Origin of the sequence: Arsenophonus nasoniae (assembly GCF_004768525.1) — a bacterium.
Classification (GTDB): Bacteria; Pseudomonadota; Gammaproteobacteria; order Enterobacterales; family Enterobacteriaceae; genus Arsenophonus; species Arsenophonus nasoniae.
Genome location: NZ_CP038613.1, coordinates 2,165,891 through 2,185,726, shown reverse-complemented (window position 1 = coordinate 2,185,726; position 19,836 = coordinate 2,165,891). Strand labels below are relative to the sequence as shown.

Below are 19,836 nucleotides of genomic sequence, written 5' to 3'. Positions count from 1 at the left end.
TATTATTTTATTTTATCAATAACTAACATACCATCTCGCTTTCATTATAAATTAATCAAGGAATGATTATGCGAGTACCTACTAGTAAGAGTGCGGATCCTGCTATTAATTCAGCTCACACCTCATTAGACTCACCTTCTCGTTTTCAACGATTAAGTCAGGTAATCTCGACTATTTACAATGATTATAAGGTGGCAGTACATCGCAATAATTGTCACCGAATTAAGAAATTAGTTAACAAAGAGTGTAACTCTGTTAGCCAATTTTTAATTAAGATTAGTCTCAGTGGCAATAATTTGTCTGGTATTAATTTACAACATGCCAATTTGGCATCGCTACCCCTGAGTAGGGTCAATTTATCACACGCTAAATTGCAACATGCTGATTTAAATCACAGTAAATTGACAAATGCGCTATTAACAGCCGTTAATGTTAGGGGGTACAAGTTTTCGTGGGGCAAATTTAGCCAAGGTAAATTTATTAGGCATAGATCTAAAGAAAGTGGATTTAAGGGAGGTGGATTTCAGAGAAACGGATCTCTATACCACGACCTTACGTGGGATGAATTTAAGTTGCGCCAATTTTAGTCGCAAGGACTTAAGTAAGATGGATTTGCGTGGGAGTAATTTAAGTGGGACGAATTTGAGTGGTGTGGATTTATGTGGCGCTAATTTAAGTCAGGCTAAATTAGCGGGTGCAAACTTATGCGATATAAAGCTACCTTGCTGGAATGAGGATAATCTGGATCGCTATTTTAATCACATAAACAATCGGTCTAGTTTGCTTAAAACTATTGCTAGCATTGACGTTAAGTATCATAACGAGAAAATCTCGTTGGTTCACCAGTTAATTAATTCATTAGACCAGCGTTCTCCAGATATCTCACTATCATCGGTAGTAGAGCCCTTGTTAGATACGTTGGCTACTGTGCCCTATAATCAGGATCCGAAAATTATCAACTGGCTCAATAACAATATACTGCCGCTCTATTTGGCTAAGTATGATACCAGCATGATGCCAGTACCCGCTGATCCCCTGTTGGCAACGTTGTTAAGTTGTATTAACAAGCAACAGGAGCTGATGTTTAGCCATAATGGAGCCTTTATTCAGTTGATTTCACAAGTGATGGCGCGAGATAGTTGCCTTAGGCATCAGACTAAAACGCTATATAATCATTATCTACAAGATAACCGTGTAGCGTTTTATACAATGAATCCTGATTTTGGTAATTATGCTGGCAATCCTGACTGGTCAGATAGAGAGGCTAATAATTTTATTTTGCTCTCTAGTCAGCAAAATAGTCACTATGCCATGATGATGTCACAAAACCAGCTCCAGCAAATGTTGGATTCGCAAGGGAAAAAACAGATATCAATTGGTATGGTTTTTATCTCTATCAGGAACAGTGTCACCGATCATGCAAAACTGATCCACTAACGATCATCTAAAACTGATCCACTTGGTATTATTCGCACATTTTTGTACGGATAATTTATGTTAACCAAGGAGATATTTGTGGATATTCATGTTCGCTTTGCACAAGGACAAAGCCTTCGAAAAATTGCCAGTGAGTTGGGTATATCCCGTAACACCGTAAAACATCATTTACAACAACAGACAATGCCAACTTATGCTAAAAGAAGTCAACAACCGACTAAATTATCCCCCTTTAAACCTTATTTGCTTCAGCGAATTGAACTGGCTAAACCTGATTGGATCCCTGCAACAGTCTTATTTGATGAGGTAGTTGAAAACGGCTATCAAGGTGGTATTGCTCAATTACGCCGATTTGTTTGTCAATTTAAACCAAGCATTGTTCCCGAAGTAGTCGTCCGTTTTGAAACACAGCCAGGTCAACAAATGCAAATCGACTTCACCAGCATCCGGCGAGGTAAAATCGCTGAAAGCGTTTGTTGCCACGCTAGGCTATTCGCGTGCGAGTTATGTAAAGTTCTTTGATAATGAACGAGCAGAATCGTGGCAGCAAGGTTTAAGAGAAGCTTTCGACTACTTTGGTGGTGTACCACAGGAAGTATTGTGTGATAACGCAAAATCCCTCATCATCGAACGGGATGCTTATGCAGAAGGTGATCATAAATTACATGTCGAAATGCTTCAAATGTCGAAAGATTACGGGTTTAAATTGAAGGCTTGCAAGCCCTACAGGGCAAAAACGAAAGGGAAAGTAGAGCGCTTTAACCACTATTTAAAAAACAGCTTTATCGTGCCATTAAACACCGACCTTCGTGCTCATAATCTTGAACTGGATATTGAAATAGCTAATGCAAAAGTGGGTCCATGGTTACAACGCGTTGCCCATCAGCGAATTCATGGAACAACGTTAGAGAAGCCAGCAGATAGATTAGCTAAGGAAGTGAAGTCTCTTCTACCCTTACCAGCAAGGGTTTGCCAATCTATCCCACAGACTAATACGCTTAATATCCCTATCGTACCGCCCTTGAATCTGTCAGTTTGCAACACTCAATCAGCGTATACGAAGCATTACTGGGAGGTGAACATGTTATTGCATGAACAAATTGAACACCTGTGTGAGTCATTGAAATTAAATTCTATTCCGACTCATTGGTCATCACTTGCCGAAAATGCATTGCCCAAGACAAAGCTACGGAGAGTTTTACTGTCCCTGTTAAAATGTGAGCAACAACAACGAGATGAACGAACTCGTAATCTTTTGAGTCGGATGGCAGGATTCCCAGCACATAAAGAACTTAATACGTTCGATTTTAAGTTTGCAACGGGGATCCCCAAACAACACATACAGGAATTAAGCGCATTAACGTTTATTGAACGTAATGAAAATGTCGTGTTGCTTGGCCCAAGCGGTGTAGGCAAAACGCATTTAGCTATTGGGTTAGGATTAAAAGCAGTACAGGCCAAGAAGAAAACCCGCTTTACCACGGCAGCTGAACTGATGTTGCAACTCTCAACTGCCAAACGACAAAATAAGCTCAAACAATATCTATCACGTTCGGTGATGGCCCCGAAGTTGTTGATTATCGATGAGATTGGATACCTGCCGTTTGGGCGAGAAGAAGCAAACCTGTTTTTCAATGTGATTGCCAAGCGTTATGAGCATGGCAGTGTCATATTGACGAGTAACCTATCATTTGGGCAATGGCCAAGTGCTTTTGCTGATGACGCAACATTAACTGCCGCTATGCTTGATCGTTTACTTCATCATTCGCATGTACTGCAATTAAGCGGTGAAAGCTACCGATTGAAAGATAAGCGGCGCTCAGGAGCAATAACTGAGTAAAACAGTGGATCAATTTTGATTGATCGGATTTAGATAAAAAGTGGATCAGTTTTCGGTGATCGTTGACAACAGGAGAATATTGGCCCGGCAGATTATCAGTTAGATACCCTTTTTCAACATCATTTTAAATTATTTATGGCAAACTATTGTTTTCATCAACAGCAAGCTAAATTTGCCAAATTATTGGCTACTTTAGAATTAGGTGAATTCCAGTCCACTTTTCAAACTGCGATAACGCAAGGTTTTTCTAAAAAAAAGTTAATCGATTTTTCCAGTCAGAATAAACTGACAGACATATTCAACAATAAGCTTGAGCCATATACGGAAAGTGGCGTAACCGGTTATCGCTTAACCGCTGATTACACGCAACAATTGCTGCAAGCTTATAATTTATCTACTGCGGATAAAACCACTCAGGCGCAAACCTTATTAAGCTTGGCCGCTGTTTTTAGCAAATATTCTTCTAGTGCCATATTTGGTACGGAAACTGAGTCACCGAATGTATTAAGGTCTTTTGCTTTTGCTCTTATGACGCAGGCCTATCAATTGGCACCGCAAACATTTGCTTCGAAAAAACAGTATAAAGACTGGGGCGACCGATTGCTGGGCTACAATAACGCATTTAGTTGTACGGCGGTGTTATCAACTATTATGGTAGAGCATATCAAACAACATTTTCCAACCACCTTAACAGGAATTATGCCGCCGGCCTGGAGTTAGTCGCGCTGATTTTATTGCCTTAAACTTAATCGATGATGCGTCTCTGATTGCTGGTTATTAGGGACGTTAATTCTATTGCGTTCGTTCACAAATTTGTCTAGTAGATAAACAACATAATTGGCTGAAAATAGTTTTTATGTTAGATAAAATAGATAATTAATAGCAAAAAATGGCAAAAATAATCATTAATTGTCGTTAAATAGCGGTTTTGTGCAATCATATTCCATCAATCACTCATATATTACCCGCTCTAATTATAAATCAATCAAGGAGTGATTATGCACGTTTCCCCTTCTAAGGGCGCCAATTCTGTCTTTCGCTCAATGGATACAGCCTCAGAGCCACTTTCTGATTTAGCCATTTTAAGGCAAGCCATCCCAGATGATTGTAGTGTTGATGACAAAAGGGATTTACAACAGCAAAAGCGCGATATTTTGGATAAATTAATTAAGCAACGTCAGGTTGGTGCTGAGCTGGATTTGAGGGAAATTGAACTAAAAGAACTTGATTTAACTAGTGTCAATTTACGGTCTGTTAATTTAGAGCGGGCTAAATTGCAAAAAGCGAATTTAGCCAAAGCCTGTTTAAGTGAGGCCAATCTGCAAATAGCTAATTTGTCAGATGCCACATTAAAATATGCTAGATTGGCTAATGCCAATCTTGATTATACTAATCTCACTAATGCTAAATTAAATATGGCAACATTGAGCCATGCTCAGTTACATAGGAGTAAGCTAATAAAGGCGGATCTCAGTTATGCGAATTTGAATCACGCTGAGCTGAATATTGTTGAACTACACGAAGCAATTTTGAATAATACTAAGTTAATGAATGCAAATTTACAGCAAGTACTATTTTTTAAGGCTGAACTGCAACAGGCTAATTTTAGTAATTCTAATCTGCAATCCAGTGTTTTTATCGAGGCCAATCTGTCAGATGCTAATTTGAGTAATACTAAACTATATTTTGTTAATTTTACTAAAGCTAAGTTAAATGGTGCTAACCTAAAGGATGCTAATTTTCTTGGTGCTAATTTAAATGGTGCCGATTTAACGGGCGCTAATTTAGCCGGGGCAAAGCTAACTGAGATCGCTTTACCTGATTGGAGCAATGGTGATTGTTTAGATCGTTATCTAAACCATATCAATAATAACTCTAGTTTACTGACAACTATCGACAGTATTGATGCTAAATATCATGACCAGAAAATAGCCCTGGTTCACCAACTAATTGATTCATTAAACAAATGCCTTACAAAAGTTTCACTATCATCGGTGGTAGATCCCTTATTAGATACATTAGCGAAAGCGCCCTATAACCAGGATCTGAAAATCATCAACTGGCTTAATAATAAAATCTTGCCACTCTATTTGGCTAAGTATGATACCAGCATGATGCCAGTACCCGCAGACCCTATTTTGGCAACCTTATTGACTTACATTGAAAACAAGCCAGAGCTGATGTTTAGCTATAATGGGGCCTTTATTCAGTTGATTTCACAAGCGATGGCGGGTGATAGTTGCCATAAAGAGCAGGCAAAAACGCTATATAATCATTATCTGCAAGATAACCGTGTTGAACCTTATACCAAGAACCTTAATTTTGCTAATTATGCCGGCCATGCTGATTGGTCTGATAACGAAGCTAATAATTTTATTCTGCTTTCTGCCGAACAAAATAGTCATTATGCCATGATGATATCACCAGATCGATTACGCAGTATGTTAGATGTTGAGACAAAAAGTAATATGATCTGGAATGGTTTTTATCTGTTTCAGGGCGGAGAGGTTATTCCAACTGAACGGCAAGATTTTTCATTAACCGATCTTTTTAATCATCATTTTAAAATATTTGCATCGAATTACCAATTTCATCAACAGCAAGCTAAATTTGGCACATTATTGGCTACTTTAGAATTAGGTGAATTCCTGTCCACTTTTCAAACTGCGATAACGCAAGGTTTTTCTGAAAAAAAGTTAATCGATTTTTCCAGTCAGAATAAACTGACAGACATATTTAACAATAAGCTTGAGCCATATACGGAAAATGGCGTAACCGGTTATCGCTTAACCGCTGATTACACGCAACAATTGCTGCAAGCTTATAATTTATCCACTGCGGATAAAACCACTCAGGCGCAAACCTTATTAAGCTTGGCCGCCGTTTTTAGCAAATATTCTTCTAGTGCCATATTTGGTACGGAAACTGAGTCACCGAATGTATTAAGGTCTTTTGCTTTTGCTCTAATGGCGCAGGCCTATCAATTGGCACCGCAAATATTTGCTTCGAAAGAACAGTATAAAGACTGGGGCGACCGATTGCTGGGCTACAATAACGCATTTAGTTGTACGGCGGTGTTATCAACTATTATGATTGAACATTTAAAAGCCCATTTCCCAAGCACATTGGCTGGTATTATGCCGCCGGCCTGGAGTTAATACTGGCATTTTTATCGTGAAATAATCAGTTTTTTATCAAAAGTATCCGTCTTATGACGAATACTTTTTTGTTTAATTAACGATGATGTTATTAACGACTTAATGCATTTTTCTTAGGGTTATGAGTATCAGAGTTGGATTTGTCTAGTTGCTAATTTGACCATCCTTTATAAGCCAAGGGTAAAAAGCCAATCAAAATAGCTAATACTGCTACGGCACTGACATAATAAGCGGGCGCCAGCTGAGACTGTTGTAGCCAGAAACCAGTAATAATTGGCGTTAAGCCACCAAAAATCGCATAGGCGATATTATAAGCAAAAGACAGGCCGGAATAGCGGATTGCGGGTGGAAAGGCTCTGGTAGCCACAATCGGTGTTAGAACCACTGCGCCGACAAACAGTCCCATAATACCATAATAACTACTTAACGCTAAAAATGAGAGGGTGGGTGATAATATATAATAAAAATAGCTAGTTGAAATGATAAGCCCGCTGTAGGCAATGAGCATCGTGATACGTGAACCAATTTTATCACTTAAGTAACCCCAAAAAATACAGCCAACGGTTAACATTAATACCGCAATGCAATTAGCTTGCAAGGCGCTATTCCGATCAATATGGTAGATGCCGCGTAAAATAACGTCAGGCGTCATTAAAATGATCACGATAATAGCGGTAGATAAAGACCAGGTTAACCCAGCGGTGATCAAACAGGCCTGCTTATGTGAAGTTAAAACCGTCTTGATCGGTAACTCATTACTAAGCGCTTTTTGTGCCGCTAACTCTTTGAATATCGGAGTTTCCTGTAAAAAACGGCGCAGATAGACAGAAATTAAGCCAAATAAACCACCGAGAATAAATGGGATACGCCAGGCAAAGTCAATAATTTGTTGTTCGCTAAAGTGATATTCAATGCTAATGGCAATCATAGAGCCAAGTAAAATACCGCCGGTAATACCCGAAGTCAGTATGCCAATACCTAAACCATAACGCTGTTTTGGTGTGTGTTCAGCGATAAATACCCAGGCGCCGGGCATTTCCCCACCAATTGCTGCCCCCTGCATAATACGCATTAATAGTAATAGCAATGGAGCGGCACTACCAATTGTTGCATAAGTGGGTAGGGATCCGATGACTAAAGTAGGCAGTGCCATCATAAATATACTCAGGCTGAACATGCGTTTACGACCGATTTTATCGCCATAATGCGCCATAATAATGCCACCTAACGGACGAGCCAAATAACCGGCGGCAAATAACCCAAGCGTTGCCATCAGCGCGAGAAATTGATTGCCACTCGGAAAAAAAAGTTGCGAGATGATCTTGGCGTAAAAGACAAAAATAACAAAGTCATAAAACTCAAGTGTGCCACCTAACGAAGATAGACCCAGTGTTTTATAATCTTGTTGATTTAATGGCCTGGCAACAGGCTGGCTTTGCATGTTGGTTAGCGATGGCATGTTTTATCCTTTTTATTTTATTAATTGGAAAATAGTGTATGAGTATGCGGGATAAATTATTCTAACAATTGGTGCAATTTGTTGATTGTTTTTTATTTTTCAATCATAAAAGATTAAAGTAATAATGATATTTCATTTAACTGAAATCGTTATCCGTTTATCATCTGGAAGTTATAATCATAATCTTCTATTTATCGCGGTTGTCTATATAAACATCAATAGCGGATTTTATAATATCTTACTTTGAACGAGCTTTAAATGGGCTAAATATTAGGTTATTAGTTTTTAATTAAATGGATAACTAGCAAAATCAAGGATGGAATTTAAATAAGAATGCATTTTATTTTAGTAATATAAATAGATTAAATTGTTATATTTGAATTCATACATAGAGAAAAATTTGCTTACTAATTTAAATAAAAAAGATGTTTAAGTAAGTTAGGTTGCAAGGCGCTATTCTAATATTACAGTAATAGATTAGCGCTAGCGTTTCAAATTAGAAAAAGAGTTGCTAAGCCTAAGAAAATAAAGAAGCCGCCGGTATCAGTTATTGCGGTTATCATCACACTTGAGCCAATGGCCGGATCTCGATTCAGTTTTACCATAATTAATGGGATAATAACACCCATTAATGCGGCCATCATTAAGTTCAGTATCATGGCTAACGTCATCACTGCACCCATCTCTAGGTTACCATAAAGTAAATAGGTGACGATGCCCATTATTCCGCCCCAGACAATGCCATTAATTAAGGCCACCCCTAGCTCTCTCAGTAAGAGAAATGAGAAATTACCAGTCTGGATCTGATGTAAGGCAATCGCCCGCACAATCATGGTAATAGTTTGATTGCCAGTATTGCCACCAATGCCGGCTACAATCGGCATTAATGTTGCCAGTGCGACCAGTTGTGAAATGGTATTTTCAAAAACGCCAATTACTCGAGAGGCGATAAAAGCGGTGCATAGGTTAATGGCAAGCCACGTCCAGCGAGTTTTTACCGCTTGCCCAACGGGCGCAAAAACATCTTCTGCTGGACTTAATCCCCCCATTCGCCGAATATTACTATCACTCTCTTCATTAAGATTATCAACTATATCTTCAACGGTTAACCGTCCCATTAATAACCCATTATTATCAACCACAGCAGCAGAGATCAAGTCGTATCGTTCAAAAGCACTCGCGGCATCTTCCGCTTTTTCGTCGGGTAAGAAGCTTACTGTGGCGGTTTTCATCACATCAGCCACGGTTTTTGTTGGTAATGCGGTTAAAATTGTTGTTAAGGGTAATTCCCCTTGTAAGCGATTTTGCATATCAACAATAAAAATTTTATCGGTTGCTTCAGGAATATTGCCTCGTTGCCGGAGATAGCGTTGAACAGTTTTCAGGCTAACGTTAGGTCTAACGGTAATAAATTCAAAATCCATCATTTGGCCAACGCTATCTTTTGGATATTGCAAAACTTCTCGGATCTGATTACGTAGACTGGGATCAAGATAAGTTAATAACCGACGCATTGTATCGCGAGGCAAATGTTCGGCGATATAGGCTTGTTCATCAACATGTAGATTAGCAACAGCACGTAGCAATTCTCTATCCGACATGTTTTTTAGTAAACTTTCCCAGACTGAGGTTGAAGCCTCAACTAATACCTGGCCGCGTATATTATTATCAATTAAATACCATAACGATGAGCGTTCATCATAAGGTAACATTTCTAATAGATCAGCAATATCTGCTGCATGTAAGGCATTCAACAGTGATTTAAATTGGATGATTTTTTGATCATGTTTTACGATTGATGAGCTTTGCTGTTTGTTATGTTGCGTGGCTAATATTTTAATTGTCTCTTCATTTTCCATAAAAAGCGTTAAAATATCTTGCCTAATTTGGGCCAGCTTTTGGGAATGCGGATTAATAAGTGAGGTAATATTTGATGAAAAGGCTGGTTGAGACATGGTTATCCTTAAATAATAATAGTCGTAACCTATTATCAGGTATTATCATTTATAAGACTTTTGATTAAATGCACACATTATTTAAACAACTACTATCAGCAGCAGGATAGATAAGTTATCAGATAGAAATTAAGCAGTTAAATTAGATTTATATTTGGTAAATTTTATTTTTTATAATACCAAAATATCAAGCAGATTCCTCTTTAATTTTTAATTTCCAACCAGGTACCTCTTGCCAGTATTTTTGTTCTTTTTCTAAATCTAGCAGCATTAATGCATTTTGCTGTAAATAGTGAGCAGGAAAGGTCAGCCTCCAATGACTTTGATCAGTTTTTAAACGCAGTGAATTTGGCGTTGTGGTTGATTGACGTTGATTATTAAGCAGCGTAGCCAAGCGTAAGAGTTGGATCATGGGTAAAAATTGTTTTTTCTTAAACAGATTAAACTTTGGAATATCTTCAGACTTGATGCTTTTTTTATGATATCTCACCAAAGTTGCCAATAATAATTGTTGCTCTTGGTTAAATCCAGGCAGATTAGTATTGTGTAAAATGTAGGCAGAATGCCGGTGTAAACCATTATGATTTATATTTAATCCGACCTCGTGCAGCATAGCGGCCCAGATAAGTAGCACTTTTAATTGTGGATTAGCCAACTTGGGATTTTGTTTAGCCCATTGTTGATAAAGAATTTCGATGGTTTTTGACACTCGCTGGGTTTGTTCACGGTCAATATTATAGTGTTCAGCTAAACTTAATGCGGTGCGTTGGCGGATGTCCTGATGACGAAAACGTCCTTCCATTTCATATAGAACGCCTTCACGTAACGCGCCGTCAGATAAAGATAATTGTTTGATCTGCAGGGAATCAAATATTCCACATAAAATGGCCAACCCTGGCACAAAAACGTGCGCACGCTCTGCTGATAATCCAGGTAGATCGAGAGATTTAAAATTTTTATACTTTAGAACTAATTTTTTTAGTTTAGTTAAGCGCTCAGGGGTGATGATGCCATCTGAGTCACCCAACTGGCAAAGGACTTCATGGATTGCTTTGATGGTTCCTGAAGCACCAAAAGCACAGTCCCAACCTTTCATTTGATATTGGCAAGCCAGATTTTCTAGTTTTTGCCGGCTTGCAAAATAGGCGCGCGCAAAATTAGTTTCATTAATGATATTATTGGCAAAAAATTGGCGGCCATAACTGATGCATCCCATTTTACGGCTTTCCATTAGTAAAGGCTTAAAATCTTCACCAATAATAAGTTCCGTTGATCCACCGCCAACATCAATCACCAACTTCCGCCCTTTCTCTGGCTGGGTATGTTCGACACCCATAAAAATGAGTCGCGCTTCTTCTTGGCCTGAAATAATTTCGATCGGGTAGGGTATAATGGCTTTAGCGCGTTGTAAAAACGCTTTGACGTTAATTGCTTCTCGTAAGGCATGCGTGCCAACAATACAGACATTATCTGCGCTAAAACCTTGTAAACGTTCAGCAAAAAGCGCTAAGCAGGTTAAGGCACGCTGAATTGACTCTTCGTTTAATTGGTTATGCTCATCTAAGCCATCAGCCAGATGAACGCGTTTTTTTATGCGGGTTAAAATTTGTAGAGCGCCATTAACAATTCGCGCGACAATCATATGAAAGCTATTAGAGCCTAGATCAATGGCAGCAATTTCCATCGGCCTCGATGCTGAAGGTTTTGTTAATGGCATAGTGTTAAGCTCTTGTCTCTGGATGTTCTAGTGATTTTAAATAATCGTAGACAGCAAGTTGGGCTTGGATTTTGCGTTTATTACCGCGTGGTACGTAACGATTAGTTAACTCTTTATCGATATAACGAGCTTTAACTGTATCGTTAAATTGTAATTCAAGAATGTCGAGCACGCGTTGTTTCAGTTGTTGATCAACCAATTTAACCGCTACTTCAATCCGAAAATCGATATTGCGCGTCATCCAATCAGCCGATGAGATAAAGACTTCTTCGTTGCCATTGTTACTAAATACATAAACTCTATCATGCTCAAGAAAGCGGTCGACAATGCTAGTAACTTGAATATTTTCACTAAAATTAGCTTGGCCTGGAACCAGTGAACACATGCCGCGGATAAGCAGACGAATTTTTACCCCAGCATTGGAGGCATCATAAAGACGATTAATTAACTCTTTATCGTCTAAGTTATTAATTTTTAGCAAGATAGCGGCTGCTTTTCCTGCCTGAGCGTTGGCAATTTCCCGATCGATCAATTGCGTCAGCCGAGTGCGTGAATTTTGCGGTGAAACCATGAGATTTTCAAAACTGACGGGTCGGTAAGGATTTTCAATAAAATTAAATACCCGTCTTACTTCATTGGTAATTTGTTGATTTGCCGTTAATAAGGAATAATCGGTATAAAGGCGTGCCGTTTTTTCGTTAAAATTGCCGGTGCCAATGTGGGCATAACGAATAATTTCTCCTTGTTCGAGGCGAGAAATAATAAAAAGTTTAGCGTGGATTTTCAGGCCAGGCGCAGAGAAAATAACATGTACTCCGGCTTCAGTAAGATGCTTAGCCCAATGGATATTGGCCTCTTCATCAAATCTAGCTTGTAGTTCAACCACCACGGTGACTTTTTTGCCGTTGTGAGCCGCATTAATCATCGACTCAATGATGCGCGAATCCTTAGCTACACGATAAATATTGATTTTAATTGTTAATACATTGGGATCAAAAGAGGCTTGGCGTAATAATTCTATCGTATGTTCAAAAGTGTAATAAGGGTAGTAGAGGAGAATATCTTTTTCTCTAATGGCATCAAATCCATTACGAAAGTTATCAAAACGACGATGACGTAAGCGTGGCAGTGGCTTATTAAGTAAATTTTTATTACCTTCATTTGGAAATTTAATGAAATCTTTAAAGTTATGATAACGGCCACCGGCAATAACTGAGTCATCATTAGATAGTCCGAGTTTTTTTCTCAGCAGCGCTACCATTTCATCGGGCATGTTGCGTTGATAAACAAAACGAACTGGTTCGGCATTAAGACGCTGTTTTAAACTGGATGACATCAACTCTATCATGCTAGATTCCATCTCAGTAGTTAAATCATATTCCGCATCGCGCGTCATTTTCATGGCGTAGGCGTTTAATTGGTCGTAATCAAAAAAGCCTTTAAATATTTCGTCGAGACAATAACGCAAAATATTATCTAGCAAAATCATTGATTTCCTGCGTTTCGGCATTTCAGGCGGTAAGTGAATAAATCGAGGCTGTTTGCCGGCTGGAATTTCGAGTAAGGCATATTGAATATGCTGTCCTTGGATAATCTCAACGGCTAAATAGGTATAGTCATCTTTTAGGAATTCAACTAAATCCGTTTCTGGTGTGATCAAAATAGGCGTAATATGTTGACGAAGTTGTTGGCGAAAAAATTGTCGTAACCAAATTTGTTGGTTTGGTGAAATTTGCCGTTCGTTAATGAGAAAAATTTGATTATGCGCCATTTCAAGTAACAGCTCGTTATAGAGGGAGTCAAATTCTTGATCGAGCTTGGCAACTTTACTTTCAATTCTCTTAAGTAGCTGGCGTGAACTGGATGCTGTTCCTCGTTCTTCATTAATTAATATTCGGCGCTTAACATCGGCAAATCTAATTTTATAAAATTCCTCAAGGTTATTGGAATAAATGCCCAAAAATCGCATGCGTTCAATCAGCGGATTACGTTTATCTGCTGCTTCTTGCAAAACTCGCTCATTGAATGATAGCCAACTGATCTCTTTTTCAGTATAGAGTCGATCTTGAGACATCTTTACTCCATAACCAATATTGTTATTTAGTAATACGGGATATTGATACTTACCAGCTTATCTGATTACTGATGATTTTTCAGGTATTTTATTGCTCTCTACGCGAGATTTTTTTTTCATTTCACTGTATTGATGTTGAAAAATACTCATGCGAATGACGGTACGATATTTGCCATTAATAAAAAATTCATCCACCAGATCGCCTTCAATATGAAAACCCAACTTTTTATAAATATGCAGCGCTTTGGTATTTTCTTTATCGACAATCAAGTAAACTTTATAGAGGTTTAAGACCGAAAAGGCATAATCCATTGCTAAGTTAGTGGCTTTTGCTGCGTATCCTTTACCTTGAAATGCCGGATCAATAATAATCCCAATTTCAGCTCGGCGATGAATGTAATTTATTTCTACTAATTCGATTAAACCAATTTTAGTGCCTTCATTTTCTATAATGAACCGACGTTCTAACTGATCATGAATATGTTTATCATACAAATCGCTTAATTCAACAAAGGCTTCATAAGGTTCTTCGAACCAATAACGCATAACACTGGCGTTATTATCTAATTGATGGACAAATGGGAGATCTTCACGTTCTAGCGGTCGTAGTGTAATCGACTCGTTTTTTTTGCCAGTAGGCATTGGATACCTCGATTGGAAGTAAAACTTAGCATATAAAATAGTCACTATGGATGTTCTGTATTTTTAGTCACTTTGATCAGGCAAAAAAATAGCAGAATCAAGCTGAGTGATAAATAAGAGCAACTATATTTTAGCAATAAACTCAGCTTTCGATAACTAATTCGTTAAGTATTGGTTGATTATTACTACAAAATTAATCAATTAGAATTGGTTTAAGTATGGATTATATTAGTATACAACGTTGTGATGCCATAGGCATCACATAGTGAGGGATAATGTTAATCTTCATCACTGGCGTAACCTTGTTCAGGAAGTTTACAACCATCTAAGAAAGCTGAATTATTAACCATCACTAATCGACCTTCAACAAACCAATTAATGACTAATGGATAAATACGATGCTCTTGTGTTTGAACGCGCGCAATAATGTCTTGCGGCTGATCTTCAACAAAAATAGGCACTTTAGCTTGTAAAATAATCGGGCCTGCATCCAATTTCTCAGTGACAAAATGAATAGAAGTACCATGCTCTTTATCACCATTTGCCAGCGCTTTACGGTGGGTATTTAATCCAGGATACTTAGGCAATAGAGAAGGATGAATATTAATTATTTTACCTAAATAATGGCTGACAAAGCGTGGTGTGAGAATGCGCATGTAACCCGCCAGTACAATCAGATCTGGCTGATATTGTGCTAGCTCGGTCATGAGTGATGCATCATAAGTCTGGTTATCAACGTAATCCGCTTTTGGCATCACAACCGTTGGGATCGAGGCTTGTTTAGCCCGTTCTAAACCATAGGCCGTCGGATTATCACTGAAAACTGCACTAATTTTTGCGGTAATATTTTGTTTTTGGCAAGCATCAATAATGGCTTGTAAATTGCTGCCGTTGCCAGAAATTAAAACCACGAGATTTTTCATTTGCTGATCGTCACCTGTGGTTCATTCGCCTTGCTCGCGACAATTTTACCAATAAGCCAGGCGTTTTCACCTAGTTGATTGAGCAGTTGTAACGCGTCAGAAACTTCTTCTGCGGCTATTACCATTACCATGCCAACGCCACAATTAAAGGTGCGGTACATTTCATGCGTCGTTACATTACCGGTTTGTTGTAACCAACTAAATATGGCTGGCCATTGCCAGCTCGCACCATCAATTTGTGCTTGGGTATTTGCTGGTAAAACCCGTGGAATATTTTCCCCAAAACCACCACCGGTTATATGGGCAATGGCATGAATATCCAGTTTTTCAATTAACGCTAGAATATTTTTAACATAAATGCGCGTTGGGGCTAACAAGCTTTCTGCCAGTGACTTATTTTCTAGTTGTGTCGTGGTTGGATCTACTTGGCTTAGCTGTAGAATTTTTCTAATTAATGAATAGCCATTGGAATGGGGGCCACTAGAACCTAAAGCAATCAGGGCATCGCCAGCTTTAACTTTGCTACCATCAATAATTTTTGTTTTTTCGACCACACCAACACAAAAACCGGCTATATCATAATCGTCGCCATGATACATACCCGGCATCTCTGCTGTTTCGCCACCGACCAGAGCACAGCCTGATTGTTTACAGCCTGCGGCAATGCTTTTGATCACACTGCTCGCTGTGTCTACATCTAGTTTACCAGTTGCATAATAATCGAGAAAAAATAGGGGCTCCGCACCTTGAACAATCAAATCATTAACACACATGGCAACCAAATCAATGCCAATGGTATCATGGCGTTTTAAGTCCATAGCTAATCGCAGTTTGGTTCCAACACCATCGGTGCCGGAAACTAATATTGGCTCACGATACTTTTGTGGTAAGGCACATAGTGCGCCAAATCCCCCTAATCCTCCCATTACTTCTGGGCGGCGGGTTTCTTTAACTGCCCCTTTAATACGTTCGACCAGTGTATTACCTGCATCGATATTGACACCAGCATCTTTATAGCTGAGAGAAATTTTATCTGTCACAGCAAGCTCCCAAGGCGATTGCATTTAGTAAAATAGATGGAAACGGCATAATTCTACCAGCCTAAGCAAACGTTTGCGAGACTCTTTATTGGTTTTGATAATAAAGTGCAAAAGGGCGTAAAATAAATTTTATATATGGGGAACCTTAATCTAGCAGTGGAAGAGGGCAGAAAAAGGGCTATAATTTGCTAATTTTTTATTTGTAGATAGTTTGTACTGAAGGAGAGTAGCGTGAAAATCGTTGAGGTAAAACACCCGTTAGTTAAACATAAATTGGGTTTATTGCGGGATAAAGATATTAGTACTAAACGTTTTCGTGAATTGGCCTCAGAAGTGGGCAGTCTTTTAACTTATGAAGCAACAGCTAACTTAGAAACCGAGACCATTGCAATCGAAGGTTGGTGTGGTCAGGTAAACATCGAGCAAATTAAAGGAAAAAAAATTACCGTTGTGCCAATTTTACGTGCTGGATTGGGAATGATGGATGGGGTATTGGAAAATATTCCTAGTGCCCGTATAAGTGTTGTGGGTGTTTATCGTGATGAAAAGACATTGGAGCCTATTTCATATTTTCAAAAGCTGGCTTCAAATATTAATGAACGCATGGCATTGGTTGTTGATCCGATGTTGGCCACCGGTGGTTCAATGATTGCTACGATTGATTTACTTAAACAAGCAGGCTGTCAGGTTATCAAAATATTGGTATTAGTTGCCGCTCCCGAGGGTATTAAAGCACTAGAAGCAGCCCACCCCGATGTTGAACTCTATACCGCATCGATTGATGATCATTTGGATGAACATGGTTATATTGTTCCGGGTTTAGGTGATGCGGGCGATAAGATATTTGGTACTAAGTAACTTTTATCGTTTAAGTTATTTTTTATTATTGATGGTCATTGAAAATAAATAAGATTGGCTGCGATACCAATCTTATTAAGCGTGAAAATTATTATTTTAAATTTAATTAGTTAATTTTGGGGCGTTTTTTTCGCTCTATTTTTATCCAACCAACGTTTTAGCCCTTCATAATTTTTATTTAGTTCGATGTTGGCATTTTCTATTGTCAGTTTATTGGGATCAAAAATAAACTCTTGTGCTATGTAATTAAAATCATAGCCGGAAGCGGGATTAGAATACAAACTGTAATAGAATAGTTTAGCTTGTTTGTCTGCTTTTATTACTGGTTCAATAAACTGAATAAAATTATGATCCTCTTCATTAAATTTTACAAAATCTGCTAGATTGGCTGCTAACTCTTTAGTTAAGCTAGCACGTTCATCATTGTCAATAAATTTATGCGTGGCAATAATATGTTCAGCTAATTGGTCTGGATTATTCGTTTTGAAGCTGCTTGAACGGCTATTAAAATTTGAAATATAGTTACAGGTTCTAATTTGATAGAGATAATCTAAGTAGTTCCTTAAATAAAGCGATGCATTATCTAATGAATTAGTCGGCGCCCATTTTGATTGATCACGGATATTAGTTATTATTGTGGTAACGAAATTTGTCGGTGAAGCGGCCAGTTTTTTGGCATTTGTGTCTCTATCATTATTTTCATTCCATTGATTATCATCTTGGATGGCTTTTTCTTTTCCGTGACCAAATATTTCAGCACAACCTAATAAATGACTAATATTTTCACTACTATATTTTGATATATCAATAGAATTATCGATACTATTAAATTTATTTGTATTTATCATAAAGATTCCTTTAATTAAAATAATTAATTTAGTTTAATTAGTGTTTAAAATGAATTTTATAGCCATTAGATTAATATAAATCTTAACAATTTTATTTTGCTAAATTAGCTAATATAACTTAATTAGTTATATTATTATTTAGATTTAATACACTATATAATTTATAAAAGCGTGATAAAAAATCATTTTCATTATCTATCTTATGATATAAATAATAAAATATATTAATTAAGGCGATGCAATAATTTGCTATTTTCAACCTTAGTGTTATTTTTTCTAACCAATCAAAAAGTAGGGTAAATTTAACCTGAATAATACTTTTTATATCTTCAGGTGATAAGTTAAAATCCATAAAATGAAGTGTTAATCTGGCTATCTTATATGACAATAAAATTTGCTTTTTCTTAGTGATTAGTCCAAAGAAATGGTTTTTATATTACCAGAGCTTACTTAATATTTAATACAATTTTCTGTGATGAAATTAAAATATTAACAAGTGGACTTTATTGATCACTTTTGATGAGTAATAATATATCAATAATGAGTTACTGAGAGGATAGTGTTCATGACCCGCCGCGTAATTGGCGTAGCAGAAAGGCCGCCGTTAAGAGAAACGATTCCATTAAGTTTTCAGCATCTGTTTGCTATGTTTGGTGCGACAGTATTAGTCCCTATTTTATTTAACATCAATCCTGCAACCGTTTTATTGTTTAATGGTATTGGTACATTGCTCTATTTGGTTATTTGTCGGGGGCGTATTCCTGCTTATCTGGGCTCAAGCTTTGCGTTTATTTCGCCAGTTTTATTGTTATTACCCCTTGGTTATGAGTTAGCATTGGGTGGATTTATTGTTTGTGGACTACTTTTTTGCTTAGTATCACTCATTGTAAAAATAGTAGGTAGAAATTGGATCAATATTATCTTTCCTCCTGCGGCAATGGGTGCGATTGTGGCTGTTATTGGGCTGGAATTAGCGCAAACGGCAGCTGGTATGGCAGGACTTTTACCTAAAGCGGATATACCGGTTGATTCAAGTAGTTTAATTATTTCAGTGGTGACGTTGATTGTGACCATTTTATGTTCGGTGGTTTTTCGCGGTTTCTTAGCGATTATTCCTATTTTGATTGGAGTGGTTGTCGGCTATTTACTTGCCTTTTTAATGGGAAAAGTTGATTTAACTCCGGTTATTACCGCGCCATGGTTTGCATTACCCACATTTTATTCTCCACGATTTGAGTGGTTTGCTATTTTGACTATTTTGCCTGCTGCGCTAGTTGTTATTGCGGAACATGTGGGTCATTTGGTTGTAACTGCCAATATTGTTGGGCGAGATTTATTAAAAGATCCCGGTTTACATCGTTCAATGTTTGCCAATGGTTTATCAACCACCATTTCAGGATTTTTTGGTTCAACACCGAATACCACCTATGGTGAAAATATTGGTGTGATGGCGATCACTAAAGTATATAGTACTTGGGTAATTGGCGGCGCGGCAATCTTAGCTATCATGCTTTCCTGTGTTGGTAAATTAGCGGCGGCAATTCAGCTTATTCCCGTTCCAGTGATGGGGGGCGTTTCCTTATTACTTTATGGGGTTATCGCAGCATCAGGTATTCGAGTATTAATTGATTCTCGTGTAGACTACAACAAACCACAAAATTTAATATTGACTTCAGTTATTCTAATTATTGGCGTAAGTGGTGCGACGATCCATATTGGTGCGGCTGAACTGAAAGGGATGGCACTTGCTACCATTATCGGTATTATAATGTCGTTAATTTTTCGCCTAATTAATATTATTCGGCCAGAAAAAACTTATATCACCGCTAAGATTGAGTCGATTGACCCGATTAAAAAATAGCTATTTTTGTTGGAATAATAACGA

The 19,836-nt window shown here is 37.9% G+C and carries 13 protein-coding genes and 3 pseudogenes; 8 read left to right on the top strand and 8 right to left on the bottom strand.

Annotation, left to right across the window (positions count from 1 at the left end; genetic code table 11):
* Positions 1 to 62: 62 nt before the first annotated feature.
* From ArsFIN_RS28820 to ArsFIN_RS10980, 6 genes and pseudogenes are all read left to right on the top strand, one after another.
* A pseudogene (locus tag ArsFIN_RS28820) lies at positions 63 to 392 on the top strand (pentapeptide repeat-containing protein); the annotation flags it as partial.
* Positions 393 to 429: 37 nt separating this feature from the next.
* A complete protein-coding gene (locus tag ArsFIN_RS11000) occupies positions 430 to 1,437 on the top strand; it encodes a pentapeptide repeat-containing protein (RefSeq protein WP_071846876.1) in 1,008 nt (335 codons plus the stop codon).
* Between the two features lie 57 nt (positions 1,438 to 1,494).
* A pseudogene (gene istA / locus ArsFIN_RS10995) lies at positions 1,495 to 2,532 on the top strand (IS21 family transposase).
* The gene (istB, locus tag ArsFIN_RS10990) at positions 2,519 to 3,277 is read left to right on the top strand and encodes an IS21-like element helper ATPase IstB (protein WP_135677720.1); all 759 of its coding nucleotides are present in this window, start codon (positions 2,519 to 2,521) and stop codon (positions 3,275 to 3,277) included. The pseudogene istA and the gene istB overlap by 14 nt, the downstream one beginning before the upstream one ends.
* Before the next feature lie 135 nt (positions 3,278 to 3,412).
* Positions 3,413 to 3,997: a hypothetical protein gene (locus ArsFIN_RS10985; protein WP_026822598.1), complete on the top strand. Its 585-nt coding sequence runs from the start codon at positions 3,413 to 3,415 to the stop codon at positions 3,995 to 3,997.
* Between the two features lie 278 nt (positions 3,998 to 4,275).
* A complete protein-coding gene (locus ArsFIN_RS10980) occupies positions 4,276 to 6,435 on the top strand; it encodes a pentapeptide repeat-containing protein (protein WP_026822597.1) in 2,160 nt (719 codons plus the stop codon).
* Positions 6,436 to 6,586: 151 nt separating this feature from the next.
* Here ArsFIN_RS10980 and ArsFIN_RS10975 read toward each other — a convergent pair whose 3' ends face one another.
* The 7 genes and pseudogenes from ArsFIN_RS10975 to purM all read right to left on the bottom strand — a co-directional run bounded on the left by ArsFIN_RS10975 (position 6,587) and on the right by purM (position 16,245).
* Positions 6,587 to 7,894: an MFS transporter gene (locus ArsFIN_RS10975; protein ID WP_026822596.1), complete on the bottom strand. Its 1,308-nt coding sequence runs from the start codon at positions 7,892 to 7,894 to the stop codon at positions 6,587 to 6,589.
* A 491-nt stretch (positions 7,895 to 8,385) separates the two neighbouring features.
* A pseudogene (mgtE, locus tag ArsFIN_RS10970) lies at positions 8,386 to 9,657 on the bottom strand (magnesium transporter); the annotation flags it as partial.
* Positions 9,658 to 10,036: 379 nt separating this feature from the next.
* Positions 10,037 to 11,566: an exopolyphosphatase gene (gene ppx / locus ArsFIN_RS10965; protein ID WP_026822594.1), complete on the bottom strand. Its 1,530-nt coding sequence runs from the start codon at positions 11,564 to 11,566 to the stop codon at positions 10,037 to 10,039.
* A gap of 4 nt (positions 11,567 to 11,570) precedes the next feature.
* Positions 11,571 to 13,640 (bottom strand): polyphosphate kinase 1, encoded by a 2,070-nt coding sequence (ppk1, locus tag ArsFIN_RS10960; protein ID WP_026822593.1) that lies wholly within the window; start codon positions 13,638 to 13,640, stop codon positions 11,571 to 11,573.
* 57 nt (positions 13,641 to 13,697) lie between these two features.
* Positions 13,698 to 14,282: a spermidine N1-acetyltransferase gene (gene speG / locus ArsFIN_RS10955; protein WP_026822592.1), complete on the bottom strand. Its 585-nt coding sequence runs from the start codon at positions 14,280 to 14,282 to the stop codon at positions 13,698 to 13,700.
* A gap of 278 nt (positions 14,283 to 14,560) precedes the next feature.
* Entirely contained in the window at positions 14,561 to 15,205 is a 645-nt protein-coding gene (purN, locus tag ArsFIN_RS10950; protein ID WP_026822591.1) for a phosphoribosylglycinamide formyltransferase, read from the bottom strand.
* Complete coding sequence (gene purM / locus ArsFIN_RS10945) at positions 15,202 to 16,245, bottom strand: phosphoribosylformylglycinamidine cyclo-ligase (RefSeq protein WP_026822590.1); 1,044 nt, start codon at positions 16,243 to 16,245, stop codon at positions 15,202 to 15,204. The genes purN and purM overlap by 4 nt, the downstream gene beginning before the upstream one ends.
* A gap of 231 nt (positions 16,246 to 16,476) precedes the next feature.
* On the opposite strand from purM, the gene upp reads away from it, so the two are divergent.
* A complete protein-coding gene (upp, locus tag ArsFIN_RS10940) occupies positions 16,477 to 17,103 on the top strand; it encodes a uracil phosphoribosyltransferase (RefSeq protein ID WP_026822589.1) in 627 nt (208 codons plus the stop codon).
* 110 nt (positions 17,104 to 17,213) lie between these two features.
* Here upp and ArsFIN_RS10935 read toward each other — a convergent pair whose 3' ends face one another.
* Positions 17,214 to 17,951, bottom strand: a complete 738-nt coding sequence (locus ArsFIN_RS10935; protein ID WP_026822588.1) for a hypothetical protein — start codon at positions 17,949 to 17,951, stop codon at positions 17,214 to 17,216.
* 565 nt (positions 17,952 to 18,516) lie between these two features.
* Here ArsFIN_RS10935 and uraA point away from each other — a divergent pair.
* The gene (uraA, locus tag ArsFIN_RS10930; RefSeq protein ID WP_026822586.1) at positions 18,517 to 19,812 is read left to right on the top strand and encodes a uracil permease; all 1,296 of its coding nucleotides are present in this window, start codon (positions 18,517 to 18,519) and stop codon (positions 19,810 to 19,812) included.
* The last annotated feature ends 24 nt before the right edge of the window (positions 19,813 to 19,836 follow it).

Bases quoted from the DNA above. Each gene is read 5' to 3' on its own strand.
- ArsFIN_RS11000 (WP_071846876.1), top strand. From the start codon at position 430: ATGTTAGGGGGTACAAGTTTTCGTGGGGCAAATTTAGCCAAGGTAAAT.
- istB (WP_135677720.1), top strand. From the start codon at position 2,519: ATGTTATTGCATGAACAAATTGAACACCTGTGTGAGTCATTGAAATTA.
- ArsFIN_RS10985 (WP_026822598.1), top strand. From the start codon at position 3,413: ATGGCAAACTATTGTTTTCATCAACAGCAAGCTAAATTTGCCAAATTA.
- ArsFIN_RS10980 (WP_026822597.1), top strand. From the start codon at position 4,276: ATGCACGTTTCCCCTTCTAAGGGCGCCAATTCTGTCTTTCGCTCAATG.
- ArsFIN_RS10975 (WP_026822596.1), bottom strand. From the start codon at position 7,894: ATGCCATCGCTAACCAACATGCAAAGCCAGCCTGTTGCCAGGCCATTA.
- ppx (WP_026822594.1), bottom strand. From the start codon at position 11,566: ATGCCATTAACAAAACCTTCAGCATCGAGGCCGATGGAAATTGCTGCC.
- ppk1 (WP_026822593.1), bottom strand. From the start codon at position 13,640: ATGTCTCAAGATCGACTCTATACTGAAAAAGAGATCAGTTGGCTATCA.
- speG (WP_026822592.1), bottom strand. From the start codon at position 14,282: ATGCCTACTGGCAAAAAAAACGAGTCGATTACACTACGACCGCTAGAA.
- purN (WP_026822591.1), bottom strand. From the start codon at position 15,205: ATGAAAAATCTCGTGGTTTTAATTTCTGGCAACGGCAGCAATTTACAA.
- ArsFIN_RS10935 (WP_026822588.1), bottom strand. From the start codon at position 17,951: ATGATAAATACAAATAAATTTAATAGTATCGATAATTCTATTGATATA.
- uraA (WP_026822586.1), top strand. From the start codon at position 18,517: ATGACCCGCCGCGTAATTGGCGTAGCAGAAAGGCCGCCGTTAAGAGAA.